This is a genomic window from Cytophagaceae bacterium, from assembly GCA_016722655.1.
Classification (GTDB): Bacteria; Bacteroidota; Bacteroidia; order Cytophagales; family Spirosomataceae; genus Leadbetterella.
In genome coordinates, this window is sequence record JADKIR010000005.1 from 293,940 (window position 1) to 311,864 (window position 17,925).

Sequence of the window (17,925 nt, forward strand, 5' to 3'; positions counted from 1 at the left end):
ATGAAGAATTTTTTAATTTTGGTTCTGTTGTTTATGCCTGTTTGGGGCTGCAAAAGTAAAAAAGAATCCTCGGAATTCTTTAAAAGGGGAAATTATCATTTCAAAAAGAATGAATTGGAGAAAGCAGAACATTTTTTTACCGAAGCTATAAAAAAATCCCCTGATTTTGCTGATGCTTACAATAATCGGGGTGCTGTATATTTAAAATGGGGTAAGAACCAGGATGCAAAAAAGGACTTTGAAAAGGCTGTAAATCTTGATGGGAAATTTACAGAAGCAAAGTTTAACCTGGCGAAATTGTTGAGCGAAACCGGGGAATTGAAACAAGCGGAAGGTTTGTTTAAATCTATTGAAAACAAAATGAAGAATTCAAGTGACTTTTATAACCATTTTGGACAAAATACTGTTAAACTCAACCATTTTGACGAAGGTCTAAAAGCTTTGGAACAATCTTTAAAACTTAATCCCGGAAATGTAGAGGCTCTTACCAATATTTCTTATGTTTTTCTTGTTCAAAATAATGAAAAAATAGCCCAGGATTATATTGATAAAGCATTGAAAATCAATCCTGAATTTGGTTTTGCACTTAATAATAATGCTGTGATTTCGGGTAGGAAAAGAGATTTTAAAAACTCGGTTGAAATGTTGGAAAAAGCTTTGATAAAAGATCCCCAAAATCAGGTATTTCTTAACAATGCTGCATTATATTATTTGGAAAATAGAGAATTGGAAAAAGGTATAGTTTTTTTAGAAAAAGCCAATAAAATTGATGAAAGTAACCCCTATTCTTTGCGAAATATGGCCATTTATCTTTTTTATTCGGGCAAAATAAAAGAATCATATAGTTTATTTCAAAAAATCGAAAAAGAGAATCCTGAAGTTGACCATATATACTATTATCTATCTAAGAATGCTTCTGCTTTACATGACAAAATTTCGGCTTGTAAATATCGAAAAACCGGAGCTGGTTTATCGGAACCATGGATATCAGAACTACCTGAATGTTAATATTTTACAAAGTCAATATTTCGTTTAAAGCCTTCAAATTTCGTTCTTTTTATGGGTGAATTTTTGAAAATTTCTTTAAATATTTCTTCAGTTATTTCTTCCCAATCTTTTTTATTTTTCAATTCTTCCCCGGGAATAAATTCCGGTGTTTTATGGGACTTTGAGAAACGATTCCACGGACATACATCCTGACAAATATCACAGCCAAATACCCAATTTTGCATTTTTCCCTTGAATTCATCCGGAATATTTTCTTTTAATTCGATAGTAAGATAACTGATACATTTGCTGCCATCCACTATATAGGGTTCGGCAATGGCATCAGTTGGACAAGCATCAATACAAGCTGTGCAGGTGCCACAGTAATCTTTTATAGGGCCGTCGGTTTCTAATTCTAAGTCACATATAATTTCTCCCAGAAAGAAAAAACTTCCCATCTCCCTATTAATCAGGTTGCTGTGTTTTCCCACCCATCCTAACCCAGATTTTTTTGCCCAGACTTTGTCCATCACCGGTGCTGAATCCACAAATATTCTTGCATTAATGTCTCCAATGCTTTCCTGCATAAACTCCAGAAGTCCAGTCAGTTTGCGTTTTAACACAAAATGATAGTCTTCTCCATAAGCATATTTTGATATTTTCAAATCGGTGTTAAGCTCTTTTTCAGGAAAATAATTTAAGATTACCGAGATAACAGATTTTGCTCCTTCGACCAGTTTTGTGGGATCGAGTCTTTTGTCAAAATGATTGGCCATATAAGTCATTTTTCCATGATAATCACGTTGAAGCCAGGTTTCCAGTCTTCTTGCCTCTTCCTTTAAAAAGCCGGCTTGTGATATCCCGCAAAAATCAAAACCCAGTTCAGCAGCTTTTTGCTTTATGATTTGAGTTCTGATTTTAATATCCATTTTAAGTTTTTTGGCAAAACTATCACCATTTTTTGATTTCACATTGCCTTTTATTACAAGTTTTCAGTATTTTTGTATTGATTATCAGGATTATTTTCTCGATGTCTATAATAAAACGTTGCTTTCTATTAACATTTTTCACTCTTTGGCAATACTCCTGTATCCCCATTGAGGATTTACCTCCGTTTGATATTACCGTCACTTTATTACCTAATGGTACATCTGCCAGGCTTGATTGGCCTTTGGTAAATGACCCACAGATTGGAACCGTAAGATATGATGTGTATTTAGGCACCACCCGTGTTGCAACTAATATTAATGCAAATACATATACTTTTAACAATCTTGAGTACAATACAGCTTATACCGGAAAATTGGTCGGTAAGACTTTATCAGGCGACGAAGAAGAAGCAACCTACTCATTTTCTACTTTGAAAGAATATATTTTGGTGCCTGATCCCGGTTTGGAACAAAGTCTGATTGATGCCGGGTATGATACAGAAGGAATTATTAACCAAAAAATGTATAAAGAGGATGCTCCTCTTGTTAAAAAATTGGAGGCACGGCAAAGAAATATTTCAAATTTGACCGGTATTTCACATTTTACTAATCTGGAGTATTTGGACTTATCAATTAACCAAATTTCTCAAATTGACCTAACACAGAATACAAAACTTACTTATCTAAATCTTGGACAGAATCTGTTAACAAATGTGAATCTGTCACCTAACGTTTTATTAAAGAATCTGATAATTCATAATAACAGTATTCAGCAACTCAATATTACTCAGTCTGTTCTTTTGGAAGTTTTGGTAGCAAATTATAACCAGCTTTCGGCCATTGATATAAACCGAAATAATCTTTTAATTACTTTAGGATTAAATAATAATAATCTTAATCAGGTTAATTTTTCGGGTAATGCAAGGTTGACCGAAATAGATTTAAGCAATAATCCGATTTCGGGCTTAAGTTTGTCCAATTTGACACTTTTGAAAAACCTGGCGGTGCAAAATGCCTCACTTTCTGGCCTGAATACAGGCAGTCTCACCAATTTGGTTCATCTTGATGTCTCTGGAAATGTAATAACTTCATTGGATATCAGAAATAACACTTTGATAGAAACTTTGGATGTGTCTTTTAATCGATTAACCAAACTTAACATTAAGAATAATGTTAATTTAATCGCATTAAATACAAAAAATAACAATAATCGTTCTCAAATTTGTGTCACGAATGCGGTTCAGGCACAGGATAATTTTGACTGGATCAAAGATGATTTTACCATTTATAATACAAATTGTAATTAATATATGACTTACGCCACTACCGAAATTACTAGTGCTGAAATTCTTTCTGACAATCCTGTTCATCAGAGATTATATTTTCCTTATGAAATGGCTTCAAAAATTATCAGCGGCAAAGTACTTGAGCTGGGATGTGGCTGGGGCCGTGGAGTTGAAAAACTTATCGATTCATGTGACCATTTTACAGGTTTAGATAAAAATGAGCCGCTCATAAAAGCTTTAAGTGAAAAATACCCTCAGAGTTATTTTAATACTGTTGATTTACCTCATTTGACTGAATTTCAGGACAATACATTTGATTATATAGTAACTTTTCAGGTAATTGAGCATATTCAGGACGACCATAAATTTCTGGAAGAAGCCAAAAGGGTATTGAAACCGGGAGGTAAGATTTTATTGACAACGGTGAATAAAGATTATTCTTTGAGTAGGAATCCCTGGCATATCAGAGAATATCGTACAGAAGAATTAAAGAACCTTATGTTGAAATATTTCAAAGATTTAGATGCGAAAGGAGTTGGTGGTAATGATAAAGTTTGGGAATATTATGAGCAAAATAAGGCTTCGGTAAGAAAAATAATGAGATGGGATATTTTGGATTTACAGCACCGGCTTCCATCCTGGATTTTAAGAATTCCTTACGAAATACTCAATCGTTTTAACCGAAACAAATTGCTCCAACAATCGGAAGGCCTGGCAGCCGAAATTAATTGGGACGATCACCATTTGAGTAACGAGCCTGAGAAATGTATTGACTATTTCTTTGTGGCTACGAAATAAATGCATCTCTACCTGCATATCCCGTTTTGCAGGCAAGCCTGTTATTATTGTGATTTTCATTTCAGCACCAATCTTCAACTTAAAGACAAGTTGATTGATGCTATTTGTGAAGAGATAATTTTACAAAAAGATTTTCTGCGAAATAAAAAACTTCAAACCGTTTATTTTGGCGGTGGTACTCCTTCTTTTCTCGAAAATAAGGACTTAGACAAGATTTTTGAAACTATTTCTAAAAATTTCGATTTAACAGAAGTAGAAGAAATAACTCTTGAAACCAATCCTGAAGATGTTCAAATTGACAAAATTAAACATTGGAAAACACTGGGAATAAATCGTTTAAGTCTTGGAATTCAAACTTTCGACGACAGAATTTTGGGTTATTTTAACCGTAACCATAAGGCTGAGATTTCAATAAAAGCTTTGGACCTGCTGTTAGGTGCGGAATATTCAAATCTCACGGTGGATCTTATCTATGCCCACAACGTTTTAGAGTTAAATGAAAAAGAGTCAAATCTCATTCTTTTCAAAGATCTTGAAATAATTTCCGGATTTAACCTTCCGCATATTTCAGCATACAATCTTACGCTGGAAAAAGACACCGTGTTTGGAAAATGGCTGAAGCAAAAAAAAATGAAAGCCATCAGCGAAGAACACGCAGCAACGCAATATGAAATTTTGGTAAACTTTCTTTCGGATAAAAAGTATATCCAATATGAGGTTTCTAATTTTGGCTTTGAAGGAAAATTTGCAATTCACAATTCTGCTTATTGGAAAGACGAAGAATATTTAGGCATTGGTCCTTCGGCTCATTCTTATGATTGTAAAAACAGGATGAGCAATGTGGCAAATAATCCAAAATATATTAAGGCTATCGAATCTGGCCTGGTTCCTTCTATTGTTGAAGAACTCTCAAATTCAGACCGAATCAATGATTACCTTTTGACAGGTTTGAGAACAATTTGGGGTGTGGATCTAAAAAAAATATCCCAAATGGCCGGAGAAATTCCTCAAACCTTTTGGGATAATATTTCTTTATTAAAAAACAAAAATTGGATTGCTCAGGAAGCCGAAACGATTTCGATTACTTCTGAAGGCCGGATTTTCTCTGACCGTATCGCCTCTGATTTGTTTTTTGATTAATACTTAAGCACAAACTTCTTCGTAAACAGCCGCCAAATGATGTCCAATCATATCCGCTGAACGACCTTCAATATGATGTCTTTCAACAAAATGCACCAACTCGCCATCTTTAAAAAGTGCAATCGAAGGTGATGATGGAGGAAGCGGTATATATTCACGCATTCTTTGTGTTGCCTCTAAATCAACACCGGCAAATACCGTTTTCAATTGATCAGGTTTATGTTCTGATATCATTAAAGACATTTTTGCTCCGGGACGACAAGTACCTGCAGAACAGCCACATACTGAATTAATTACCACCAGGGCGGTTCCTTTTTGATTAGCCATAAACTGATCTACAGCTTCGGCTGTGGTCAATTCTTCAAAACCCGCACTCGTCAAATCGAGTTTCATGGGTGCAACTAAATGGGGAGGATACATATTTTTATTTATTTGTATTTATTATTTATTTCCAATCAATTTTACATAAATCCAAGTTCAAGTTTGGCAACTTCACTCATCATATCGGTAGAATAGGACGGTTCGAATGTCAATTCTATACTTACATCGTTTACTCCTTCTACCTCTCTGATTTTTTCTTCAATCTCTACCGGAATACTTTCAGCTGATGGACAAGAGGGAGAAGTGAGGGTCATCAGAACATATACGTTGTTGACAGGGAAAATTTTGATGTCATAAATCAGTCCCAATTCAAATACATCGACAGGTATTTCCGGATCATAAACTTGTTTGATCGCTTCGACAACTTTATTTTTTAACTCTTCCTCTTCCATATTTTTATTGGTTCCAAATAATGCAAAAACAGTAATCTTGAGTTTTTAGTTCTTTAATTTTTTGCCTGAAAAGCCAGAGCATAGGTTTTCATTTGTTTGACCATCGATGCTAAACCATTGGCTCTTGTCTGAGCCAAATGGCTGGTAAGACCAATTTTTTCGATAAAATAAAGATCAGCATGCAAAACTTCTTCAGGGGTATGTCCCGATAAAACATTTAACAACATACTAACCAAACCCTTTACTATCATTGCCTGACTATCAGCTTCAAAGTGAACCAAACCCTCTTTAAATGAGGCATTTAGCCACACAACACTCTGACAACCTTTTATTATATTTTCTTCAGATTTATGCTCATCGGGCATGACCGGGAGTTTTTTCCCCATGTCAATAATATATTCATATTTCTCCTCCCAATCGTCAAATAATTCAAAGTCTTCTATCAGTTGATCCTGTGTTTCGTTTATGGTCATTTTATGACAACATTTTAATTACTTTTTTTACTCCTTCAACCAATCTATCTATTTCTTCAAACGTATTATATACTGAAAATGAAGCTCTTACTGTTCCCGGAATGTTGAATCTCTGCATCAAAGGTTGGGTACAATGATGTCCGGTTCTTACGGCGATTCCTTGTTGGTCAAGAATGATTCCCACATCCTGCGGGTGAATATTTTTCAAAACAAAAGAAACTACACTAACTTTATCTTTAGCCTGACCTACAATTGTCAACCCTTCAATTTCAGAGAGTTTTTCGGTAGCATATTTCAAGAGTTTATCTTCGTAAACTGCAATATTCTGTTTTCCCAATTCACCAATGAATTCAAGAGAAGCTTTAAAGGCAACAACATCTGCAATATTTGGTGTTCCGGCCTCAAACTTATAGGGTAAATCGGCGTAGGTGGTTTTTTCAAAAGTTACTTCTTTGATCATTTCACCCCCACCCCTGTAAGGTGGCATGGCTTCTAAAAGTTCTTTCTTGCCGTATAAAACTCCCATTCCGGTGGGTCCAAACAGTTTATGTGCCGATAATGCATAAAAATCTGCATCAAGATCCTGAACATCAATATCTATATGACTACATGCCTGTGCACCGTCAATCAATACTTTTGCTCCTACCTTATTATGAGCAGCTGCAATAATTTCTTTCACAGGATTAATGGTTCCCAATGCGTTGGAAACATGCACTACTGATACGAACTTGGTTTTGGGCGAAAGTAACTTCAGGTATTCATCTATCAAAATTTCACCCTGATCATTAATGGGTATCACTTTTAGCACGCAGCCTTTTTCCTCACACAGCATTTGCCATGGAACAATGTTGCTATGATGCTCTAAAGTACTGATTATGATTTCGTCACCTTTATCTATAAATTTTTTACCGAAAGTACCTGCTACCAGATTAATGCTATCGGTAGTACCATACGTAAAAATTATTTCTTCAGAATATTTAGCATTTAAAAATTCTTGAACCGACTTTCGGGTAGCTTCATACGCAGCAGTGGCTTTTTCGGCTAAATGATGAATACCACGATGGATATTTGCATTGTAGCCTTCATAATATCCTAAAAGTGCATCCAAAACCACTTTGGGTTTTTGCGTAGTGGCTGCATTGTCAAAGTAAACAAGTTTTTTTCCTTTAATCTCCTGATGAAGAATCGGAAACTGACTTCTGATTTCGTTGATATTGAGCTCCACTATTATTGCAGTTTTTGTTCAATTCTTTCATCCAAAATCTCCCTGAGTTCCTCAATTTTAATTTGAGAAACTACATCCTCTGCAAACGCAACCAATTGAAGTCTTATGGCATCAGGTTTTGGAATCCCTCTTGACTGCATATAGAATATTGCCTCATCATTGAGTTTACCGGTGGTGGTTCCATGCGAACATTTTACATCATCGGCCCAAATCTCCAACTGGGGTTTGGAATTCATACTGGCTGAGTCAGAAGTAATTACATTCCGGCAATTTTGGTAAGCATTGGTCTTTTGGGCATCTTGCTGAACAAATATTTTCCCGTTAAAAACACCTGTTGACTGATCAGAAAGCACTCCTTTATATAGTTCGTTGCTTTCACAATTTGGCTTGCGGTGATCCACAAGTGTATGATTATCAATATGCTGGCTTTCATTTGGAATATATAAACCAAACATGTGGCTTTCGATATATTCTCCATCAAGAATCAGATTCAGATCATTTCTAATAAATCCACCGTTCAGAGATATGGTCGCAGCATAAAAATAGCTTTTTTTCTCCTGATAAATCTGGGTAGTACCAATATGGCTACTTTGGTTATTTTCTTCCTGAATTTTATAATAATCTACTCTGGCATCCTCTCCGACAAACACTTCGGTCACATAATTTTCAAAAGCTGCTTTATCACCCAGCGTTTCATATATTTCAACGATTTTAACTTCGGCGTTTTGCTCAACAACCACCAGGTTATGAAGGTTTAAAGCAATATTTTCATCTTCTGTATTACTTACAAAATGGATAGTAAGCGGAGACTCAAGCGTAGTATTTTTCGGAATATGAACAACTATACCATCATTGGCCATGGCAATATTTGCTGCAGCCACACTGTCTTTTTCCAGGTTGAGATGTTTACCATAATATTCATTCAAAAAATCAGATTTATTTACCTGAGCTTCTTTGAGAGTAAGAATTTCAATCTTTGCATTTTCAAAATTATCGGAAAGCTCCTCAGAATATTGTCCATTAACAAAAACAATTCTATGTCCTGAAATTTTAGGAAAAATTGAATCAGATGAAATACTTTTTACTTCTTTTGGAAACGTAAAAGACTGCTTATCAACTTTTTTGAGGCTAGAATATTTCCAATCTTCATGTTTTGTGCTTGGAAAACCCTTGGACTTAAAATGATCAAAAGCCTGCTTTCTTTTTTGGTTAAATGCCGAGTTGGCACTGCCATTTAAAGTAGCTTGAAATGCATTAAACTCCGACTCTAGCTGAGTTTGTATATTTTGAAATGACATTTTCCGGAATTAATTTTAAACCAAAGAATTTTCAAGGGCATCGGCTTCGGCTTTTACCCAATCGTAACCTTTTTCTTCCAACTCAAGAGCAAGCTCTTTAGTACCTGACTTCACGATTCTACCTTTATATAAAACATGAACAAAATCAGGTATGATGTAATCCAACAGACGTTGATAGTGGGTAACCACGATAAATGACCTTTCAGGACTTTTAAGCTGATTAACACCATCAGCCACTATTTTTAGGGCATCAATGTCAAGACCAGAGTCAGTCTCATCAAGGATACCAAGGGTTGGCTCAAGCATGGCCATTTGAAAGATTTCGTTTCGTTTCTTTTCACCACCTGAAAAACCTTCATTCAGCGACCTTCTTAATAATTGATCATCTATTTTTACGGTTTTAGCTTTTTCTTTCATCAATTTCAGAAACTGGGCAGCATCCAATGACTCTTTTCCATGATATTTTCTGATTTGATTGATAGCTGTTTTAAGGAAATTTATGGTAGTTACACCAGGAATTTCAACAGGATATTGGAAAGCAAGAAATATTCCCTCGGCCGCTCTTTCTTCCGGAGCAAGTTCCAAAAGGTCTTTTCCCTGAAATTCTACTGTACCACCGGTAACTTCATAATCCTCTCTTCCGGCTAAAACTGAGGCCAAAGTACTTTTACCCGAGCCGTTGGGACCCATTATTGCATGAATCTCGCCCGGCTTTACTTCCAGATTTATTCCTCTTAATATCTCTTTACTTTCAACTCTCGCTTGTAAATTACTGATTTTCAGCATAAAATGTAATTTTTTCTATTTCAGACTACAAAGATAAACCTTTAGGCTTATTTTCTGTTATTATTTTTAATAACTCTAAATAAGCCTCACTTGTTCCTTTTTTGCAGTTTTTTTTAAGAATTAAACTAAATAAACAAAGATTTCGTATTTAGTATCAGAAAGGTTCCAAACTTAAGATTGGATTTGCGATACTTTAAATATTTAAAATTATGAAAAAATTAATAGTCATATTTTCTTTACTTATTTCACAAAATATTATGGCACAAAAAGATTGTGATTTCCCGAAAATTACGAAAACCGATAAAGAATGGAAAAGCCTCCTTACACCAGAACAATATTATGTAACGCGTCAATCAGGAACTGAGCGGCCATTCACTGGTATTTATTGGAACAATCAGGCGAAAGGAATTTATTCTTGCGTGGGATGTGGTCTGGAGCTTTTTTACTCAAGCACTAAATTTGATGCGGGATGCGGTTGGCCAAGCTTTTTTCAGGCAATAGACGATTGTCGTATTTCGGTAAAAAGAGATAATTCCTTAGGAATGATCAGAGATGAAATCAGGTGCAAACGCTGCGATGCCCATTTGGGACACGTTTTTGATGATGGCCCCAAACCTACAGGCTTAAGGTATTGTATGAATTCAGCGGCGATGAAATTTAAAGCATCCAAATAAAAAAACATGAGCCTTTTACCTGTAAATGTCTGGTAAAAGGCTCATATTCAATAGTTTTAAAATTTATTTTTGCTTTTGTTGAAAAGCTACAATTTTGGAGCACTTGGCTTAATGGGTTTATCAAAATTATTGGCCCCTTTAACTTTAACTTTTCTTTTATAAACCTTGTCCTGAACTGAAACATACATTATATCAAAGTTTGAGCCCCCAAAACATAAATTTGAAACCTGGCCTTTGGTTTTTGGAACCGGAATAATAGCATTTACTCTTCCTAATTGGTCTAATACCTGAATTCCTGAAAGGGTGGTCACATAAATTCTGCCATCCCGATCACATTTTAGGCCATCACTCCAGGCATTTTCATCCTGATCTCTGACGTGTAACCAGCCCAATCTTTGTTTATTGACCAGCGTTCCATCTGCCAAAATAGAATACACCCAAACCCAATGAGAGGCAGATTCAGTCACATATAGCTGGGTTTGGTCGGGTGATAAACAAAGGCCATTGGCGAATTTCAGGCCTTCATCCACTATTATTTGTTCACCATTAGACTTTATTAACAATATTTTACTGGGTTTTTCACGTCCATCAGGTTGGGTAACGTAAATATTACCATTTTTTGCAATGGTGATATCGTTGCCGGGAGTCTCCTCGGTAATGGCCTTAATAAATTTACCATTTTTATCATACAAATGCACTTGTTTGGTAGGTGGTTGAGACCATCCTCCTGTTATGGTAAGCATATTTCCATCAGGGGTAAAGGTGGTACCACTGGCTTTTTTAGCATCCTCTATATATATTTCAGGTTGACCTTTTGTATTAATTTTATAGGTTTTTGAATTAGGAATATCCTGAAAAAACACTTCACCTGCTGCATTTACAGCAGTCCCTTCAGTAAAGCCATAATTTTCACCCACCAAAGTCCAGTCCTCATTTTCTATCAAAATATCATTGAGAAACTGATTTTTTGTGGCACCTGCTGTAATTTTTTTAGGATAATCCCGCCATAACCACCTCATGGCCTCTGCAAATACTGCAGTTCCATGCTGGTTATTGTGTGCCCCTTCGCCCCACACATGTTTGACATCATATCCGGCAAATAGTAGTGATCTCTCCATGGTTTCATTTGCTTTCCACCAATCTCCGGCATAGATATTTAAATCATTGGAGCCATCCTGAAAAAATACTCTGATTGACTTTGGTTCATATTTCCTGATTAAAGTGGGGTATCGGTCGGCTCCTCTTAGTCCAACATAAGTACCAATTGCACTGAATACTCTTGAAAACTCATTGGGTCTTTCCCAGGCAGCAGTAAACGCACATACCGCTCCACTGCTGGAACCACCGATGGCCCGGTCGTTTCCATTAGTAGAAAGTTTAATGATTTTTCCGTCTTTAGTTTTCAGTTTTTCTACCTCAGGAAATACTTCTTCAAGTAGAAATCGGGCATAACTATCTCCCAATCCATCGTATTCGAAACTTCGGTTATAGCGGTTTAATGCCTGCTCCGGGTTAAGTGCTTTTACCTGTCCCGGAGTAATAAATACGCCAATCGTGACAGGCATGGCCTTTTCCGAAATCAGATTGTCAAAAATGGTTGGGGCTTTCCATTGCACTCCATCCTGGTTTACATATACGCAAGCAGGGGTATTGGATTGATATTGAGCCGGGACATAAACACTTATTTCACGGGTAGTTCCTGGAAATATTTTGGAATTTTCAAATACAAATTTTATGATTTCTCCTTTAGGCACTCCAGGTTTTTCGATGGAAGCCGGATCCACAGGGTAGTTTTCTGTTTGGGCTTGAGCTTTAGAAATAAGCACAAATAAGATACCTAGAAAAGTGAGCGTTCTTTTCATTTTTGTTTTTTTGGTTGAATAATGAAGGCAATATAATGATTTTTGGTTGAGGCTATGCCGTTCAGTTAAAGAAAATTTCAATCTTAAAACCTCACCCTAAATCCCTCTCCCGAAGGAGAGGGATTTTAAATTCGTTTAAAATTAACACCATTGATTTATGATGTTTGAATATTTTTAAATCTTAGAGTTTATTCTTTAAACTATTTTTCAAATGATAAAATTTAGTAAAAAACGGGTGAGGGATAGAAATGGAAAGCCCGTAGTGCGGATGGATGAGCGTGGACGGACTTGTAATGGATAGCCCGACCGCCACACCAAAGCGTGGTGGTCACCCCCAAAATGAAAAAAGTTTTGTGAAGGATGCTTTCTGAAGTATTTTTGTAAAAAATGATTTTTTGAATGAAAAATAACGAGAAGTTTTTATACCAATATCTTAACAACGCCTCTCCTACCGGCTTTGAAGTTACCGGCCAGCAGATTTGGCTAGATTATTTGAAACCATACATTGATGAGCAAATTGTGGATGTTTATGGTACTGCTGTGGGTGTAATCAATCCCGGAAAGCCCTACAGTGTGGCAATTGAGGCTCATTCCGACGAAATCAGTTGGTTTGTAAATTATATTACTGACAATGGCTATATCTATGTGAGAAGAAATGGAGGCTCTGACCATCAGATAGCCCCATCGATGCGGGTGAATCTTCATACGCGTAAAGACGGCGTAGTGAAAGGGATTTTTGGCTGGCCGGCCATTCATGTGCGTGATGCTGCCAAAGAAGAAACGCCCAGTCTTAAGAATATTTTTATTGACGTGGGTGCTAGCTCTAAAGCCGAGGTGGAAGAAATGGGCATTCATGTGGGAACAGTGGCCACTTTTGAGGATGGATTGATGGAACTCAATAAGAAGTTTTATGTAGGCCGTGCCCTGGACAACCGCATTGGTGGTTACATAATCGCCGAAGTTGCACGCAAGTTGAAAGAAAACAAAAAGGAATTGCCTTTTACACTCTATATAGTGAATGCAGTACAAGAGGAAATTGGTCTGCGTGGTTCGGAAATGATTTCTAGAAGATTGAAACCGGATGTGGCGGTTGTGATTGATGTAACTCATGACACACAGTCGCCCATGTATGACAAAAAACGGGACGGAGATATAGCTTGTGGTAAAGGCCCAACACTTTCATATGGCCCGGCAGTTCAGAATAATCTGTTAAATATGTTGATTGATTTGGCAGAAGAAAAGAAAATTCCATTCCAACGTGCAGCAGTTAGCCGATCTACCGGAACTGACACTGATAGTTTTGCATATTCGGCAGAAGGGGTGGCCTCTGCATTGATTTCCTTGCCTCAAAAATATATGCACACTACAGTAGAAATGGTACACAAAGACGACGTACAGGCTTGTATAGATTTGTATTATGAGTTTTTGTTAAGTCTCGAAGCAGGTACTGATTTTAGATATATAAAATAAAAAGGATATAAAAATTTGACATGGGGAATCCTCGTGGCATTTTTTTTTACATGAAAAATAGGATTGAAGAAATTTCAGAAAAATACTTAGTAGGTAAAAGTCTGGAAATGAACCTGATGGAAAATAAAACTTTTGAACTATGGAGGAGTTTTATGCCTCACAGAAATCAAATAAATGGGTTGAAATCAGACCTATTATATTCTGTTCAGGTTTTTCCGGTTGATTATTACCAAAATTTTAGCCCCGCGACAAACTTTGTAAAATGGGCAGCAATGGAAGTAAACGAGGCTAGTGAAAATTTTCCCGAAGGAATGGAAATGCTGGTGGTCCCTCCAGGCAAATACGTTGTTTTTGAATATAAGGGACTTAGCAATAATCCGGAAGTATTTCAGTATATTTTTGGTGATTGGCTTCCCAAATCAGGTTTTCAGCTAGATAACAGGCCACATTTTGAAGTTTTGGGAGAAAAATATAAAAATAATGACCCGGATTCTGAGGAAGAGATTTGGATTCCAATTTTTTAAAAATGAAAAAAAGTAGCCTGAAATTCAGACTACTTTTTTGATTGGAATCATTTTATCCTATAACAAAATCAGTGGAATTGCTCCTCTTCTGTGGAGCCTTTTAGTGCGGCTGTTGAGGTTGCTCCGGCAGTTACGACATTCTGAACGGCATCAAAATATCCTGTGCCCACAAATGCCTGGTGCTTGATGGCTTTAAATCCATGCTCTTGCAGAGCAAATTCTCTTTGTTGTAACTGAGAGAAACCTGCCATTCCCCGATCCATGTAGGCTTTGGAAAGCTCAAACATAGAAGTATTCAAAGCATGGAATCCAGCTAATGTTATGAACTGGAATTTATAGCCCATTTCTGCAATTTCTTCTCTAAAGGTTTCCATTTTACCCTCAGTCATGTATTTGGCCCAGTTAAATGAAGGTGAGCAGTTATAAGCTAACATTTTATCAGGGAATTTTTCTTTGATACCCTGGGCAAATTCACGTGCCAGTCCCAAATCAGGATTTCCGGTTTCCATCCAAATCATGTCGGCAAAAGGTGCATAACTCAATCCCCGGTCAATACCTTGCTCGAGGCCATTTTTTACATAAAAGAATCCTTCGTTGGTTCTTTCTTTCGAGATAATGAATTTATGGTCGCGAGGGTCAATATCTGAAGTAATGAGGTTAGCCGCTTCCGCATCGGTACGTGCCACCACTAAGGTTGGGGTACCCATAACATCAGCTGCCAAACGAGCGGCAATGAGCTTATTGATGGCTTCCTGAGTAGGCACCAATACTTTTCCTCCAAGGTGGCCACATTTTTTGGCTGATGAAAGCTGGTCTTCAAAATGTACACCTGAGGCACCGGCTTCAATCATTTGCTTCATCAATTCAAAAGCATTAAGATTCCCGCCAAAACCTGCCTCTGCATCCGCTATAATTGGAACTAACCAATCTTTATCCCCATCTTTATTTACAGACTGAATCTGGTCGGCTCTCAACAGGGCATTGTTGATTTTTTTAACCACAGCAGGAACCGAGTCTGCAGGATACAAACTTTGATCGGGATACATTTGTCCGGCCAAATTGGCATCAGCCGCAACTTGCCAACCTGACAAATATATGGCGGGCATCCCAGCGGCCACCTCCTGAATGGCTTGATTACCGGTCAGGGCACCCAAGCCGGCTACCCAGGGCCTGGTTTGAAGCGTATTCCACAATTTTTCGGCTCCCAAACGGGCTACGGAATATTCCAGATCATAAGATCCCCGAAGTTTGATAACCTCTTCGGCAGTAAATGGACGCTCGATTCCTTTCCATCTTGGGTTTGTAGCCCAATCGGTGATAAGTGCATTAATTCTCTCCTGGTTTTTCATAACATTATATTTTTTTAGTTTGTAAAAAGTTTAATTGACTGTTTTATAATTGCTTATAAGCTTTTAGTGTTAAAAATTCTTCGAAATTTTCGGTGAAAATCAGATTTTTGAATAAGCCTGCCGCTTGTTCAATTTTTGACTTAGAGAGCTCAGGAATCTGAAATAGTTTTTCGAGTTCTTCATCAAATAGCCGCTTGATATATTCACGGGTAACAATCTGATTTTCATCGGTTTTTACGCCATGGTGCAGCCACTGCCATACCTGGGCCCGAGAAATTTCCGCAGTGGCGGCATCTTCCATGAGATTATTGATGGCTACTGCCCCGGAGCCTTCCAGCCAGGAAGCTATGTATTGTATTGCTACCGAAATATTGGTTCTGATTCCCCTTTCGGAAATACTGAAGTTATCAATATTCACATTTAACAAATCAAAAGATTTGACATTTACATCTTCTCTCATGATATGTTTTTGATGTGGATTAGTACCCAGTTTTTTATCAAATTGCTCAAGTGCTACCGGAACCAAATCAGGATGTGCTACCCAGGTACCATCAAATCCATTTTCAGCTTCCATTTTTTTATCTTCCTGTACATTTTTTATGGCTATATCATTGATTTGGGCATTTCTTCTGTTCGGAATAAAAGCCGCCATCCCGCCAACGGCATGAGCACCTCTGCGGTGACAGGTCTTCACCAATAAACTTGTGTAAGCTTTCATAAACGGCACTCTCATCGTGACCAAAGCCCTGTCTGGAAGGATGAAATCCGGATTCTTGCTGAATTTTTTGATTACACTAAAAATATAATCCCAGCGGCCCGCATTGAGTCCTGCAAGATGATCTTTTAATTCATAAATAATTTCATCCATTTCGAAGGCCGCCAGTATAGTTTCAATCAATACCGTGGCTTTTATGGTGCCTATGGGTAAACCCAGGTATTTTTGAGCTTCTACAAAAACTTCATTCCATAAAGCTGCCTCTTTGTGTCCTTCTAGTTTTGGTAAATAATAATAGGTACCTGAACCTCTTTCGGAAAGCGTTTGATGATTATGGAACAGATATAGGGCAAAATCAAACAGCGAAGCTGAAACTGGTTCATCTTCAAACCTAAAATGTTCTTCCAACAGGTGCCAGCCCCGTGGCCTTACCAGAAGAACAGCCAGGTTTTCTCCCAGTTTGTATTTTTTTTCCGGTGTTTCGAAGGTTAAAGTCCTAAGATTGGCATCAATCAAATTTTGCTGACCATTGATGCAATTGTCCCAGGTTGGGGAATTGGAATCTTCGAAATCTGCCATAAAAACCTTTGCACCAGAATTTAGGGCATTGATAATCATTTTTTTATCTACAGGACCGGTGATTTCGGTTCGTCTATCCTGTAGGTCATCCGGTATGGGGCCAACTTTCCAATCCGAAATCCGGATTTTTTCCGTTTCTTTCAAAAATCTTGGGAGCTCATCTGCTTCCAGCTTTTTTTGCCTGATTATGCGATTCGCCAAAAGTTCTTTTCTCTTATTTCGAAATTTACTTTCGAGGTGAGTGACAAACTCTATTGCCTCGGGAGTAAGGATTTTCGAAACAATTGGATTGGTCTCGTTGATTATTTTGTAATTGCCATTAATTAAGGTTTCCATAAAATGATCTGATAAAATGTAAATGATGATTCAAACATAAAAACGAAAAAACACATTTCAGCGAAAATTCGCAAATATTTTTATTTACATCTTGATTTTTTGTTAAATTCTTAAAATAGTACAATAATGTTGTATTTTTAAAAGACATTTTATCAGTGCATTACAATGAAATGCAAGAATATTATATAGGATTAGTATAATTTGGAAACTAACAGAAATTACATTTTTTGATTATTATGAAAGAAATCCAAACGGTCATGAACTAATATTTTATCAAAATGGTTGAAATAATTAGCAATGGGGACGACCGGTTTTGACGGCATGATGCCATTGCGAGTATAAGCATGTATGGAGTTGGTGGAAGGTCTCCATTTAAAAAATCTACCGAACAATAACTGGCAATACTCAGTATGCCATGGCTGCTTAATTTCGGAGTAAATTAGCATTTGCCATCGTTCCTCTTTTGCTAACCTCTGTTGCGGGAGATCAAGGAGCGTCGAAAATAGAGAGGCGTTTCAGTGCGGACTTCTGATTCTGAAATAGTAAACGAGAAGATAAGGTGAGGGTTAGGTACGTCAGACGGCTTCCCGAACTCGAAAATTAAGACTGACTAAACATGTAGAAGGCTCGACAGTAGCCGTGTTCGGACCAGGGTTCGAATCCCTGCGTCTCCACTCTAAAATCGCAATCATTTTATTGGTTGCGATTTTTTTTTGCTAAG

General features: G+C 37.1%; 17 protein-coding genes and 1 other RNA gene. 8 read left to right on the top strand and 10 right to left on the bottom strand.

Translation table 11 applies throughout. From position 1 onward, the window contains the following. The gene (locus IPP61_17080; protein ID MBL0326854.1) at positions 1 to 1,008 is read left to right on the top strand and encodes a tetratricopeptide repeat protein; all 1,008 of its coding nucleotides are present in this window, start codon (positions 1 to 3) and stop codon (positions 1,006 to 1,008) included. On the opposite strand, the gene queG is transcribed toward IPP61_17080, so the two are convergent. Further along, positions 1,005 to 1,916 (bottom strand): tRNA epoxyqueuosine(34) reductase QueG, encoded by a 912-nt coding sequence (gene queG / locus IPP61_17085; GenBank protein ID MBL0326855.1) that lies wholly within the window; start codon positions 1,914 to 1,916, stop codon positions 1,005 to 1,007. The two genes, IPP61_17080 and queG, sit on opposite strands and share 4 nt — an antisense overlap. A 101-nt stretch (positions 1,917 to 2,017) precedes the next feature. Between queG and IPP61_17090 the strand changes: the two genes are divergently transcribed. Genes IPP61_17090 through hemW form a run of 3 tightly spaced genes read left to right on the top strand, consistent with a single transcriptional unit; the run spans position 2,018 to position 5,140 of the window. Further along, entirely contained in the window at positions 2,018 to 3,223 is a 1,206-nt protein-coding gene (locus IPP61_17090; protein MBL0326856.1) for a hypothetical protein, read from the top strand. A 3-nt stretch (positions 3,224 to 3,226) separates the two neighbouring features. Beyond that, positions 3,227 to 4,000 carry a class I SAM-dependent methyltransferase gene (locus IPP61_17095; protein ID MBL0326857.1) on the top strand — a complete coding sequence of 258 codons (774 nt, stop codon included), beginning with the start codon at positions 3,227 to 3,229 and terminating at the stop codon, positions 3,998 to 4,000. Beyond that, positions 4,001 to 5,140, top strand: a complete 1,140-nt coding sequence (hemW, locus tag IPP61_17100; GenBank protein ID MBL0326858.1) for a radical SAM family heme chaperone HemW — start codon at positions 4,001 to 4,003, stop codon at positions 5,138 to 5,140. A 3-nt stretch (positions 5,141 to 5,143) separates the two neighbouring features. Here hemW and IPP61_17105 read toward each other — a convergent pair whose 3' ends face one another. The 6 genes from IPP61_17105 to sufC are packed head-to-tail and all read right to left on the bottom strand — an operon-like array spanning position 5,144 to position 9,695. Further along, positions 5,144 to 5,560: a BrxA/BrxB family bacilliredoxin gene (locus IPP61_17105; protein ID MBL0326859.1), complete on the bottom strand. Its 417-nt coding sequence runs from the start codon at positions 5,558 to 5,560 to the stop codon at positions 5,144 to 5,146. Between the two features lie 41 nt (positions 5,561 to 5,601). Continuing rightward, positions 5,602 to 5,913 carry a DUF59 domain-containing protein gene (locus IPP61_17110; protein ID MBL0326860.1) on the bottom strand — a complete coding sequence of 104 codons (312 nt, stop codon included), beginning with the start codon at positions 5,911 to 5,913 and terminating at the stop codon, positions 5,602 to 5,604. 53 nt (positions 5,914 to 5,966) lie between these two features. Then, positions 5,967 to 6,386: a SufE family protein gene (locus tag IPP61_17115; protein ID MBL0326861.1), complete on the bottom strand. Its 420-nt coding sequence runs from the start codon at positions 6,384 to 6,386 to the stop codon at positions 5,967 to 5,969. Position 6,387: 1 nt separating this feature from the next. Further along, positions 6,388 to 7,611 carry a cysteine desulfurase gene (locus IPP61_17120; GenBank protein ID MBL0326862.1) on the bottom strand — a complete coding sequence of 408 codons (1,224 nt, stop codon included), beginning with the start codon at positions 7,609 to 7,611 and terminating at the stop codon, positions 6,388 to 6,390. 2 nt (positions 7,612 to 7,613) lie between these two features. Next, positions 7,614 to 8,909: a Fe-S cluster assembly protein SufD gene (gene sufD, locus IPP61_17125; GenBank protein MBL0326863.1), complete on the bottom strand. Its 1,296-nt coding sequence runs from the start codon at positions 8,907 to 8,909 to the stop codon at positions 7,614 to 7,616. A gap of 15 nt (positions 8,910 to 8,924) precedes the next feature. Then, positions 8,925 to 9,695 (bottom strand): Fe-S cluster assembly ATPase SufC, encoded by a 771-nt coding sequence (gene sufC, locus IPP61_17130; GenBank protein MBL0326864.1) that lies wholly within the window; start codon positions 9,693 to 9,695, stop codon positions 8,925 to 8,927. A 209-nt stretch (positions 9,696 to 9,904) separates the two neighbouring features. Between sufC and msrB the strand changes: the two genes are divergently transcribed. After that, on the top strand, positions 9,905 to 10,369 hold the full coding sequence (msrB, locus tag IPP61_17135; protein MBL0326865.1) for a peptide-methionine (R)-S-oxide reductase MsrB: 465 nt from the start codon (positions 9,905 to 9,907) through the stop codon (positions 10,367 to 10,369). Positions 10,370 to 10,455: 86 nt separating this feature from the next. Here msrB and IPP61_17140 read toward each other — a convergent pair whose 3' ends face one another. After that, positions 10,456 to 12,231, bottom strand: coding sequence for an SMP-30/gluconolactonase/LRE family protein (locus tag IPP61_17140; GenBank protein ID MBL0326866.1), 1,776 nt, complete (start codon positions 12,229 to 12,231; stop codon positions 10,456 to 10,458). 399 nt (positions 12,232 to 12,630) lie between these two features. Between IPP61_17140 and IPP61_17145 the strand changes: the two genes are divergently transcribed. Next, positions 12,631 to 13,701, top strand: a complete 1,071-nt coding sequence (locus IPP61_17145; GenBank protein MBL0326867.1) for a M42 family metallopeptidase — start codon at positions 12,631 to 12,633, stop codon at positions 13,699 to 13,701. A 50-nt stretch (positions 13,702 to 13,751) separates the two neighbouring features. Continuing rightward, positions 13,752 to 14,225, top strand: a complete 474-nt coding sequence (locus IPP61_17150) for a GyrI-like domain-containing protein (GenBank protein ID MBL0326868.1) — start codon at positions 13,752 to 13,754, stop codon at positions 14,223 to 14,225. A 68-nt stretch (positions 14,226 to 14,293) separates the two neighbouring features. Here IPP61_17150 and aceA read toward each other — a convergent pair whose 3' ends face one another. After that, entirely contained in the window at positions 14,294 to 15,574 is a 1,281-nt protein-coding gene (gene aceA / locus IPP61_17155) for an isocitrate lyase (protein ID MBL0326869.1), read from the bottom strand. 43 nt (positions 15,575 to 15,617) lie between these two features. Next, on the bottom strand, positions 15,618 to 17,204 hold the full coding sequence (gene aceB, locus IPP61_17160) for a malate synthase A (GenBank protein MBL0326870.1): 1,587 nt from the start codon (positions 17,202 to 17,204) through the stop codon (positions 15,618 to 15,620). A gap of 299 nt (positions 17,205 to 17,503) precedes the next feature. Between aceB and ssrA the strand changes: the two genes are divergently transcribed. Continuing rightward, positions 17,504 to 17,881, top strand: a transfer-messenger RNA (tmRNA) gene (gene ssrA / locus IPP61_17165). Positions 17,882 to 17,925 lie beyond the last annotated feature (44 nt).